This window comes from Cupriavidus neocaledonicus (assembly GCF_000372525.1).
GTDB lineage: Bacteria > Pseudomonadota > Gammaproteobacteria > Burkholderiales > Burkholderiaceae > Cupriavidus > Cupriavidus neocaledonicus.
On record NZ_AQUR01000075.1, the window covers coordinates 59,102 to 69,028 of the forward strand.

At 67.9% G+C, this 9,927-nt stretch carries 10 protein-coding genes; 9 read left to right on the forward strand and 1 reads right to left on the reverse strand.

Annotated features, from left to right (window positions below; genetic code table 11):
* Positions 1–36: 36 nt before the first annotated feature.
* The 9 genes from A3AG_RS0104970 to A3AG_RS0105015 all read left to right on the forward strand — a co-directional run bounded on the left by A3AG_RS0104970 (position 37) and on the right by A3AG_RS0105015 (position 8,832).
* Positions 37–903, forward strand: coding sequence for a branched-chain amino acid ABC transporter permease (locus A3AG_RS0104970; protein WP_025582061.1), 867 nt, complete (start codon positions 37–39; stop codon positions 901–903).
* Position 904: 1 nt separating this feature from the next.
* Positions 905–1,984, forward strand: a complete 1,080-nt coding sequence (locus A3AG_RS0104975) for a branched-chain amino acid ABC transporter permease (RefSeq protein WP_018004363.1) — start codon at positions 905–907, stop codon at positions 1,982–1,984.
* A complete protein-coding gene (locus tag A3AG_RS0104980; protein ID WP_018004364.1) occupies positions 1,981–2,751 on the forward strand; it encodes an ABC transporter ATP-binding protein in 771 nt (256 codons plus the stop codon). Before A3AG_RS0104975 ends, A3AG_RS0104980 begins: the two co-directional genes overlap by 4 nt.
* Positions 2,748–3,488 (forward strand): ABC transporter ATP-binding protein, encoded by a 741-nt coding sequence (locus tag A3AG_RS0104985; protein WP_018004365.1) that lies wholly within the window; start codon positions 2,748–2,750, stop codon positions 3,486–3,488. Before A3AG_RS0104980 ends, A3AG_RS0104985 begins: the two co-directional genes overlap by 4 nt.
* Positions 3,489–3,807: 319 nt before the next feature.
* Positions 3,808–5,706 (forward strand): potassium transporter Kup, encoded by a 1,899-nt coding sequence (locus A3AG_RS0104990; protein ID WP_018004366.1) that lies wholly within the window; start codon positions 3,808–3,810, stop codon positions 5,704–5,706.
* A 464-nt stretch (positions 5,707–6,170) separates the two neighbouring features.
* Positions 6,171–6,569 (forward strand): hypothetical protein, encoded by a 399-nt coding sequence (locus A3AG_RS0105000; RefSeq protein ID WP_018004368.1) that lies wholly within the window; start codon positions 6,171–6,173, stop codon positions 6,567–6,569.
* 123 nt (positions 6,570–6,692) lie between these two features.
* Positions 6,693–7,781 (forward strand): alpha/beta fold hydrolase, encoded by a 1,089-nt coding sequence (locus A3AG_RS0105005; RefSeq protein WP_026163952.1) that lies wholly within the window; start codon positions 6,693–6,695, stop codon positions 7,779–7,781.
* 172 nt (positions 7,782–7,953) lie between these two features.
* On the forward strand, positions 7,954–8,394 hold the full coding sequence (locus A3AG_RS0105010) for an Hsp20/alpha crystallin family protein (protein WP_026163953.1): 441 nt from the start codon (positions 7,954–7,956) through the stop codon (positions 8,392–8,394).
* A gap of 15 nt (positions 8,395–8,409) precedes the next feature.
* Entirely contained in the window at positions 8,410–8,832 is a 423-nt protein-coding gene (locus A3AG_RS0105015; protein ID WP_018004370.1) for an Hsp20/alpha crystallin family protein, read from the forward strand.
* Positions 8,833–8,895: 63 nt separating this feature from the next.
* On the opposite strand, the gene A3AG_RS31365 is transcribed toward A3AG_RS0105015, so the two are convergent.
* Positions 8,896–9,927 (reverse strand): bifunctional UDP-4-keto-pentose/UDP-xylose synthase (locus tag A3AG_RS31365; protein WP_018004371.1); only part of this gene is annotated, 1,032 nt, incomplete at its 5' end.

The following is a 9,927-nucleotide window of genomic DNA, read 5'->3' on the forward strand; positions in this document are numbered from 1 at the left end:
ACCATCATCCTGTCGTCGTTTGCAGAAGTGCCCCGCATGGACATCGTCTCCTTCCTCATCCAGTGCCTGAACAGCGTCCAGTACGGCCTGCTGCTGTTCCTGGTCGCCAGCGGCCTGACGCTGATCTTCGGCATCATGGGCGTGATCAACCTGGCGCACGGCAGCTTCTACATGCTTGGCGCCTACCTGGCCTTCACGCTGGCCGGACTGACCGGCAACCTGTTCATCGCCATTCCGCTCGGCATCGTGCTGGCGGTGGCGTTCGGCTATGTGCTCGAGTGGGCCTTCTTCAGCTATTTGTACGAGCGCGACCACCTGCAGCAGGTGCTGATGACCTACGGCCTGATCCTGGTGTTCGAGGAGCTGCGCAGCATCCTGGTCGGCGACGACGTGCACGGGGTGCAGGTGCCGGCGCTGCTCGACGGCGCGCTGCCGATCGGCAACGACATGACTTACCCGGTGTACCGGCTCTTCATCTCCGCCATTTGCCTGGTGGTGGCGCTGGCGATGTACTACGTGATCCGGCGCACGCGGCTGGGCATGATGATCCGTGCCGGCGCCACCAACCGCGAGATGGTGCAGTCGCTCGGCATCAATATCACGGTGCTGTACCGCTTCGTGTTTGCGCTGGGGGTGGCGCTGGCGGTGCTGGCCGGCATGATCGCCGCGCCGGTGTCGTCGGTCTATCCCGGCATGGGCGCGCAGGTGCTGATCGTCTGTTTCGTGGTGGTGGTGATCGGCGGCATCGGCTCGGTCAAGGGCGCGCTGGTGGCGTCGCTGTTGCTGGGCTTTGTCGATACCTTCGGCAAGGTGTTCTGGCAGGAGGCAGCAGGCGTGCTGATCTACCTGCTGATGGCGGTGATCCTGCTGTGGAAGCCGCAGGGGCTGTTCAAGGCGGGATGACATGAATCCGACGACATTGCCGGCGCGCCGGCACGCTGCGCGCAACGCCACGCTCGCCACCGCGCTGGGCTGGGTGGTGGCCTTTGCGGTGCTGGCCGGGCTGCCGCTGCTGCTGACCGCGGACAGCCACAAGTTCTATATCGAGCTGCTCAGCAAGGTGATGATCATGGCGATCTTCGCGCTGTCGCTGCAGCTGCTGATCGGCTATACCGGGCTGGTCAGCCTGGGCCATGCCGCCTACTTCGCCATGGCTGCCTATGCCACCGCCATGCTGGCGCCGCAGAGCGGGCCCGGCAACGGCTGGGTGCTGCTGGCCGGGGCGCTGGCGGCATCGGCCGCGCTGGCGCTGGTGGTGGGCGCGCTGGTGCTGCGCACGCGCGGCGTGTATTTCATCATGGTGACGCTGGCGTTCGCGCAGATGGTGTATTTCGTGTTCCACGACACCAAGGTCGCCGGCGGCAGCGACGGCACCTATATCTACTTCCGCCCGGAATTCCCCGTGCCCGGCGAGCATCTGCTGACGGTGAACGATCCCATGCACTTCTACTGGCTGGTGTGGCTGGGACTGGTGGCGACCGTGGCGGTGCTGATGCTGGTGCTGCGCTCGCGCTTCGGCCACGCGCTGGTCGGCATCCGCCACAACGAGCAGCGCATGCGCGCGGCCGGCTATGCCACCTACCGCTACCAGCTTGGCGCCTTTGTCGCGGGCGGGCTGCTGGCGGGGCTGGCCGGGTTTCTCTATGCGATCCAGTTCGGCTTCGTCAATCCGGAAATCGCGTCGTGGCACCAGTCCGGCAACGCCATGCTGATGGTGATCCTGGGTGGCGTCGGCAGCCTGGCTGGCGCGGTGCTGGGCGCGTTCTCCTTCGTGCTGCTGGCCGAGTGGTTCAGCACGCTGACCAAGCACTGGCAGCTGCTGATGGGCGGCTTCATCATTGTCGCGGTGGCGTTGCTGCCGCGCGGGCTGGTCAGCCTGCCGTCGGTGCTGCGGCACGGGCGCCGGCGCCGGCGCAATGGCGATGCCGGCTCCGGCACCGACGAAGCCGCCACGGAGCCGCGCAGCCATACGGAGGCCGCATGAGCGCGCCCGCCACCCCCATCCTCGAGGCGCAGCAGCTGACCCGGCGCTTCGGCGGCCTGACCGCCGTGGCCGGGGTCGACCTGACGCTGGCGCTGCACGAGATCCACGCCGTGATCGGCACCAATGGCGCCGGCAAGTCGACCCTGATCAATATGCTGTCCGGCGAACTGCCGCCTTCCTCGGGCCGGCTGCGACTGAAGGGCGAGGACGTGACCGGCTGGTCGCAGCCGCGGCTGGCGCGCCATGGCGTGGGGCGCAGCTACCAGCGCAACAACATCTTCCTGCCGCTGACGGTGCGCGAGAACTGCCGGCTGGCGGCGCAGTCGCGCGCGCAGCGCGCCTGGCGGCTGTGGGAAAGCGCGCAGGGCTGCCGCACCGCCGCGACGCTGGCCGACGAGGCCATGGAGCGGGCCGGGCTGGAGCACCTGGCGCACCGGCGCGCCAGCGACCTCGCGCACGGGCAGAAGCGTCAGCTCGAGGTGGCGATGTGCCTGGCCACGCAGCCGGTCGCGCTGCTGCTGGACGAGCCGCTGGCGGGCATGGGCGCCGAAGAATCGGCGCGGATGCTGGCGCTGCTGCGCGGCCTGCGCGACGGCCACGCCATCCTGCTGGTGGAGCACGACATGGACGCGGTGTTTTCGGTCGCCGACCGCATCACCGTGATGGTCAACGGCGCCGTGATCGCCACCGGCAGCCCCGAGGCGATCCGCACCAACCACGAGGTCCAGGTCGCCTACCTGGGCGAGGAAGAGGACGAGGCCGCATGAACCTGCCCAACACCGCTGCGGCACAGCCGACGCCGATGATCGAGGCCACCGGCATCAACGCCTGGTATGGCTCGAGCCACGTGCTGCGCGACATCGACTTCACTGTCGGCGCGGGCGAGACGGTCGGGCTGCTGGGGCGCAACGGCATGGGCAAGAGCACGCTGTTGCGCACGCTGCTGGGCCATGTGCGCCAGCGCCAGGGCCGCATCCTGGTGGCCGGGCGCGAGGTCTCGCGCGCGCAGCCGTTCGAGGTGGCGCGCCTGGGCGTGGCCTACGTGCCCGAAGGCCGCGGCATCTTCCCCAGCCTGTCGGTGCGCGAGAATCTGCTGATGGCGGCGCGCAAGGGTTGCAATGGCCGCAACGACTGGGACGAGGCGCGCGTGCTCGACCTGTTCCCACGCTTGAAGGAGCGGCTGTCGCATGGCGGCCAGCAGTTGTCCGGCGGCGAGCAGCAGATGCTGTCGATCGGCCGCGCGCTGATGACCAATCCGGAGTGCCTGGTGCTGGACGAGGCCACCGAAGGACTGGCGCCGCGCATCGTGCGCGAGATCTGGGCGGTGATCGCCACCGTGCGCAGCACCGGCATCGCGTCGGTGGTGGTCGACCGCAATTTCCGCTCGGTGCTGGCGCACGCCGACCGTGCCGTGGTGCTGGAAAAGGGCCGGGTGGTGCTGTCCGGCCCCGCCTCGGACCTGGCCGGCAAGCCGGAAGCGCTGGACCGCTACCTCGGCGTCTGACCCGGAAAGTGCTGCAGAAGGCGCTATTGTTGCCATGCCGCAACGGCCCTTGCGGGCGCAAGGTATCGCTGTTTTGCTCTCGCGGGGCTTGACCATCCGACACTTCCCTCCCATTCTTCCGAAGTCACGAAAGCGGCATCCCTGTTTGCCGCAGTGGTCGTTAGCCGACAGTTCCACTAAAATTGCGCGCGTTTGTGCAATGCAATAAGAACCGCAACCAGCACCGGCTCCGCGCGCAGCAAGCTGTTGCGCCGGATCGGAACGGTCCGCGGCAGAGTCAACAAACCTGCCGGCGCTCCGGTCGGGCAGATCCAACTTCATGACCCAGTCCACAACCAGCCACTATTTTGTCGAGAGCCCCAGCACGCGCGCGCTGGTGCTCGGCGCGGTAGGCGTCGTCTTCGGCGACATCGGCACCAGCCCGCTCTACGCCCTCAAGGAATGCTTCAGCAAGGAGCACGGCATCGCCTTCAGCCCGGATGCCGTGCTGGGCGTGATCTCCATGCTGTTCTGGGCCATGATCATCGTGGTCTCGATCAAGTACGTGGTGTTCGTGATGCGGGCCGACAACGACGGCGAAGGCGGCGTGCTGGCGCTGATGGCGCTGGTGCTGCGCACCGTGGCGCCGCGCTCCGGCAAGGCCAGGGTGCTGATGATGCTGGGCATCTTCGGCGCCTGCATGTTCTACGGCGACGCGGTGATCACGCCGGCGATCTCGGTGCTGTCGGCGGTGGAAGGGCTGGAGATCGCCGCGCCGCAACTGTCGCAATTCGTGATACCGATCACGCTGGCGATCCTGGCGGGGCTGTTTCTGATCCAGCGCCACGGCACCGCGGCGGTGGGCAAGCTGTTCGGCCCGGTGATGACGGTGTGGTTCCTGGCGCTGGGCGCGCTGGGCGTCTTCAACCTGGTGCAGGCACCGGAAATCCTGAAGGCGGTGAATCCGTACTACGGCATTACCTTCCTGGTCGAGCATGCGCTGCAGGCGTTCATCGTGCTTGGCTCGGTGTTCCTGGTGCTGACCGGGGCCGAGGCGCTGTATGTCGACATGGGCCACTTCGGCGCGCGCCCGATCCGCCTGGGCTGGTTCATCCTGGTGATGCCGTGCCTGATGCTGAACTACTTCGGCCAGGGCGCGATGCTGCTGAACAATCCGGCCGGTGCCGAAAACCCGTTCTTTCTGATGGTGCCGGAGCTGCTGCGGATCCCGATGGTGCTGCTCGCCACCTGCGCCACCGTGATCGCCTCGCAGGCGGTCATCTCGGGTGCGTATTCGCTGACCAGCCAGGCGATCCAGCTCGGCTTCCTGCCGCGCATGCGGGTGCGCTATACCTCGGCGGCCGAGATTGGCCAGATCTACCTGCCGGTGGTCAACTGGATGCTGCTGGTACTGGTGATCGCCGTCGTGATCTCGTTCAAGAAGTCCGAGAACCTGGCGGCGGCCTATGGCATCGCGGTCACCACCACCATGGTGATCACCACGATCCTGTCAACGGTGTGCATGCGCAATGTCTGGAAATGGAATCCGGCGCTGGTCGCGGTGCTGGGCGCGGCCTTCCTGGTGGTCGACCTGTCGTTCTTCGCGGCCAACCTGCTCAAGGTTGCAGAGGGCGGCTGGTTCCCGCTGCTGCTGGGCAGCAGCGCGTTCTTCCTGCTGATGACGTGGTATAGCGGGCGCAAGCTGCTGCGCGCGCGCAGCCTGGAAGACGGCATCCCGCTCGAGCCCTTCATCGCCGGCCTGCTGGCGCACCCGCCGCACCGGGTCGAGGGCACCGCGGTGTTCCTGACCGGCAACACCGACTCGGTGCCGGTCTCGCTGCTGCACAACCTCAAGCACAACCGCGTGCTGCATGAGCGCGTGGTGTTCCTGAACTTCATCACGCGCGACGTGCCGTACGTCGACGACGACCATCGCCTGAGCTGCAAGGACCTGGGCGGCGGCGTGTTCATCCTCAAGTCCGAATACGGCTTCAAGGAAACGCCGGACGTGCAGAAGGTGCTGGACCTGGCCGACCGCAAGCTGGGCATGCATTTCGAGCTGATGGAGACCTCGTTCTTCATCGCCCGCGAATCGGTGATCCCGTCCAAGCTGCCGGGCATGCCGATGTGGCGCGAAAGCCTGTTCGCGTGGATGCACCAGAACGGCGCCAAGCCGTCGGACTTCTTCCAGATCCCGGCCAACCGGGTCGTCGAACTGGGCACCAAGGTCGAGATCTGAGCACGCGCGGGCCGCGCCCGCCGCCTGCTCCGCCAGCCCCCGGGCCTGCGCCAAGGCGCCCCGGGGGCTTTTCTTTTGGCCGCGCTTTGGCAGCAACCCCCGGCAGCGGGGCACAGGTCCCGGAAAACGGTCATGCGGCAGCCCGAACCGGGACCGTGGCCTCATGCGGCCAGCCAATCCGCATCCGACAATGCGTCCCTCAGCTTGTCTCAGCCCCGCGCCTGGCGGCAGTTCCTGGCAGTTCCTTCATCGGCGCGGCGGCATCCAGCTGCCCCGGCACACCCCCGGATCCTCTCAGTCCGGCGCCACGCCGCTGCCCTGCAGGGAGGGCACCGGCCGGCGCCAGGCCATGGCTTGCACGGCACGGGCGATCCCGTGCAGCCGCGCCCTTTCGTCGTCGATCGCCTGAATGACGGACCTGCCGAGGCAGACCCTGCCGCCGGCTACCGCAGTTGGAGATTGCAATGCACAGGAATCTTGCCCACACCCTCGTTGCCGCTGCCGCACTCGCCGCCGGCCTGAGCCAGCCGGCCCGGGCCGGTGCCTATGGCGAAGCGCTGGCCGCTGCCATGCCGCGCCACGCCGACCAGCGCGATGCGTTTACCGGGGGCGCGCGCAGTCCGGACGCGGAGCCCGCGCTGCTGCCCGTGGTGGCGCGCGGCAACCTGTCCGTGTGCCGGGTGCGCGGCTTCGACGCGAGCCAGGACGGGATGCGCAAGGCGGATCCCTATATCGACGGCGCCTACAGCGCGCGCATGGGCCGCTTCGATGCCTTCACCGGGGGCGCGCCTGGCGGGTCGCGCGAGCCGCATGCCGACGGCGCGCGCAGCGATGCGCGCGGCAGCGGAGAATGCCTGTCCTGAACCCGCGGCGGCGCTTTTGCGCCGCCCGTCCTTTGCCTAAGCTAGGGGAGTCACGCGGCGCGCCCGCATGGCGGCCGCGCCCCGCGGCTGCCGGCCGGCAGCTCCTGCCCGCGCGGCCCCGACATGCCGATGTTCAAGCAGCAGATCCGCCTGTGCACCAGCCGCGATGGCGTGCGGCTGGCCTATGCCATCACCGGCAGCGGCGCGCCGCTGGTCAAGGCGGCCAACTGGATGAGCCATCTGGAGTTCGACGTCGGCAGCCCGGTGTGGAGCCACATGATCACGGCGCTGTCCGACACGCATACGCTGATCCGCTATGACGAACGCGGCTGCGGGCTGTCCGACCGCGACATCGAGGACCTGTCGTTCGATGCCTGGCTGCGCGATCTCGAAACCATCGTCGACGCCACCGGCGTGGACCATTTCCCGCTGCTGGGTATCTCGCAGGGCGCATCGATCGCCGTGGCCTACGCGGTCGCGCATCCGCAGCGGGTCAGCCACCTCGTGCTGCATGGCGGCTATGCGCGCGGGCGCCTGAAGCGCGACCATCTGAGCCAGCGCCTGCTGGAAGAGGCCGAGCTGATGAACAAGCTCGCCGAGCTGGGCTGGGGCCAGGAGAACCCCGCCTTCCGCCAGTTCTTTACCACCCAGTTCATCCCTGGCGGCACCGCCGAGCAGCATGCCTGGTTCAACGAACTCGAGCGGGTGTCGACCTCGCCGCTGAATGCCGCGCGCTTCATGCGCGTGTTCAACGATATCGACGTGGTGGCGCTGCTGCCGCGCGTGTCGTGCCCGACGCTGGTGCTGCACGCGGTGCGTGATGCGCGTGTGCCGTTCGACGAGGGCCGCCTGATGGCCAGCGAGATTCCCGGCGCGCGCTTCGTGCCGCTGGAAAGCGGCAACCACCTGCTGCTGGAGGACGAACCGGCGTGGCGCCGCTGGCTCGACGAGGTGCGCGCGTTCCTGCCGTCGGCGCAGCCGGCGCCCATCCCCGCGTTCGCCGCGTTCACCGCGCTCACGCGCCGCGAGCGCGATATCGTCGAACTGATCGCGCAGGGGCGCGACAACGCGCAGATCGCGGCGAGCCTTGACCTGTGCGAAAAGACCGTGCGCAACCATATCACCAGCATCTTCGCCAAGCTGGAAGTGGAAAACCGCGGCCAGGCCATCGTGCTGGCGCGCAAGGCCGGCTTCGATCGCGCCGGTGCCTGAGGCGCCCGGCAGCATGCACCGACCCCTCTTGAAATCCTCCGGCCCGGACACTAATTAGGGAATGCCCAGCCGCTGCAGCAACGCGCTGTGGCTTCCCCGCCAGCCGGCGTACCGGCGGCCGGGAACCAAGGCGTCCGTGCGCCTCCCCGCTGCACAGAAGGAGGATCCAACCATGAGTGACTTCATTTTCGGGACTGATCTGTTCAGTGAATTCGACCGCATGCAACGGCAGATGGCCAGCCTGTTCGGCGGCTTTCCGTCCAGCCTGCGCTCCGGGCGTTTCGGTGCGTTTCCGCCGCTCAATATCGGCACCACCGACGACTCCATCGAGATCGTGGTGTTTGCCCCGGGCCTGAAGGCCGAGCAGTTCGAGGTGTCGGTCGACAAGGGCCTGCTGACCATCAGCGGCGAGCGCGCCGCGACGCAGCCCGAGGGCGACGCCGAGGCGCGGCCCTACGCGCAGGAGCGCTTCGCCGGCAGTTTCCGCCGCGTGATCGAGTTGCCGCAGGCGGCCGATCCGGACAAGGTGCAGGCACGCTACGCCAACGGCTGCCTGTCGATCAGCGTCGGCAAGCGCGAGGCCTCGCGCCCGCGTGCCATCACCGTCAGCTAATGTGAGGAGGTAGCCATGACCGATTCGAATCAAGTCGTCCAGCGCGACCAGGCCAATGCGGCCGGGCAGGGCGGTGCCGTGGCGCAGCGGCGCGACGAGGGCCCGGCCATGACGCTGATCCCCGCCGTCGACATCTTCGAGACCGCGGCCGGCGTTACGCTGTGGGCGGACCTGCCGGGGGTGCCGCGCGAAAAGCTGGAGGTCAACGTCCACGACAGCAGCCTGCGCATCGAAGGCGAGGCGGTGCTGCCGATGCCGGCGGGCCTGCGCGTGCAGCATGCCGAGGTCCGGCAGCCGCGCTATGCGCGCACGTTCACGCTCGGCCCCGATCTCGACGCGTCGGCGATCGAGGCCAACCTGCAGGATGGCGTGCTCAAGCTGACCATCCCGCGCCGCGATGAAGCGCGGCCGCGCCGGATCGAGGTCTCGGTGGGCTAAGCGTGCCCGATGCAAGACGGCGGTGCCATGGCACCGCCGTCTTGCTTTGCACTTGCCGCAGGCTCAGCCCTGATTGACCAGCACGCGGGCATCGCTCACGTGCCCCCGGTACGCCTCGTAGATCCGCCGCAGCGACGCCTCCATCCCTATCCTGGGCTCCCACCCCAGCTCCTCGATGGTGTTGTCGATCTTCGGCACGCGGTGCTGCACGTCCTGGTAGCCCTTGCCGTAGAAGTCGCCCGACGAGGTCTCGACGATCCGGGTGTGGCGCGCTGCGTGCGCGTATTCCGGGTAGTCGGCGGCCATTCTCAGCATCATCTCGGCGAGCTCGCGCACCGAGTGGATATTGTCCGGGTTGCCGATGTTGTAGATCTTGCCGCTGGCCACCCCGCCAGGATTCTCGATGATGCGCATCAGCGCGCTGATGCCGTCGGCGATGTCGGCGAAGGCGCGTTGCTGCGCGCCGCCGTCGACCAGCTTGATCGGTTCGCCGCGCACGATATGGCCCAGGAACTGCGTCACCACGCGCGACGAGCCTTCCTTCGATTCGAAGATCGAGTCCAGCCCGGCGCCGATCCAGTTGAAGGGGCGGAACAGCGTGTAGTTGAGCCCTTGCTCCATGCCGTAGGCGTGGATCACGCGATCCATCAGCTGCTTGGAGCAGGCGTAGATCCAGCGCGGCTTGTTGATCGGGCCGTAGACCAGCGGCGAGGCGTCGGGGTCGAATTCCTCGTCGCCGCACATGCCGTAGACCTCGGAGGTCGACGGGAACACCAGGTGCTTGCCGTACTTGACCGCGGCGCGCACGATCGGCAGGTTGGCCTCGAAGTCCAGCTCGAACACGCGCAGCGGCTGGCGCACGTAGGTGGCCGGGGTGGCGATGGCGACCAGCGGCAGCACCACGTCGCACTTGCGGATGTTGTACTCGATCCACTCCTTGTTGATGGTGATGTCGCCCTCGAAGAAGTGCATGCGCGGNTGGTCGACGAGGTCGCCCAGGCGGTCCGTGTTCATGTCCATGCCGTAGACCTGCCACGGCGTGGTTTCCAGGATGCGGCGCGTCAGGTGGTGGCCGATGAAGCCGTTGACGCCGAG